This window comes from Streptomyces sp. NPDC026377 (assembly GCF_055567715.1).
In genome coordinates this window covers 1-1204 of record NZ_JBVHPV010000050.1, presented here as the reverse complement: position 1 = coordinate 1204, position 1204 = coordinate 1, and the positions used below count along the sequence as shown (strand labels likewise).

Sequence of the window (1204 nt, the reverse complement as noted above, 5' to 3'; positions counted from 1 at the left end):
TTCAGAACTAACACAGTGGACGCGAGCAACTGAGGACAAGCCCTCGGCCTATTAGTACCAGTCAGCTCCACCCCTTACGAGGCTTCCACATCTGGCCTATCAACCCAGTCGTCTACTGGGAGCCTTACCCTCTCAAGGAGGTGGGAATACTCATCTCGAAGCAGGCTTCCCGCTTAGATGCTTTCAGCGGTTATCCTTTCCGAACGTAGCCAACCAGCCATGCCCTTGGCAGGACAACTGGCACACCAGAGGTTCGTCCGTCCCGGTCCTCTCGTACTAGGGACAGCCCTTCTCAATATTCCTACGCGCACAGCGGATAGGGACCGAACTGTCTCACGACGTTCTAAACCCAGCTCGCGTACCGCTTTAATGGGCGAACAGCCCAACCCTTGGGACCGACTCCAGCCCCAGGATGCGACGAGCCGACATCGAGGTGCCAAACCATCCCGTCGATATGGACTCTTGGGGAAGATCAGCCTGTTATCCCCGGGGTACCTTTTATCCGTTGAGCGACGGCGCTTCCACAAGCCACCGCCGGATCACTAGTCCCGACTTTCGTCCCTGCTCGACCCGTCGGTCTCACAGTCAAGCTCCCTTGTGCACTTACACTCAACACCTGATTGCCAACCAGGCTGAGGGAACCTTTGGGCGCCTCCGTTACTCTTTAGGAGGCAACCGCCCCAGTTAAACTACCCATCAGACACTGTCCCTGATCCGGATCACGGACCCAGGTTAGACATCCAGCACGACCAGAGTGGTATTTCAACGGCGACTCCACCATGACTGGCGTCACAGCTTCAAAGTCTCCCACCTATCCTACACAAGCCGAACCGAACACCAATATCAAACTGTAGTAAAGGTCCCGGGGTCTTTCCGTCCTGCTGCGCGAAACGAGCATCTTTACTCGTAGTGCAATTTCACCGGGCCTATGGTTGAGACAGTCGAGAAGTCGTTACGCCATTCGTGCAGGTCGGAACTTACCCGACAAGGAATTTCGCTACCTTAGGATGGTTATAGTTACCACCGCCGTTTACTGGCGCTTAAGTTCTCAGCTTCGCCCCACCGAAATGGAGCTAACCGGTCCCCTTAACGTTCCAGCACCGGGCAGGCGTCAGTCCGTATACATCGCCTTACGGCTTCGCACGGACCTGTGTTTTTAGTAAACAGTCGCTTCTCGCTGGTCTCTGCGGCCACCCCCAGCTCA

1 rRNA gene is annotated in these 1204 nt (G+C 55.8%); it reads right to left on the bottom strand.

What is annotated here, in order from left to right:
- Window positions 1–31: 31 nt before the first annotated feature.
- Window positions 32–1204: ribosomal RNA gene (locus ACZ4MU_RS35210) — 23S ribosomal RNA — on the bottom strand; the annotation flags it as partial.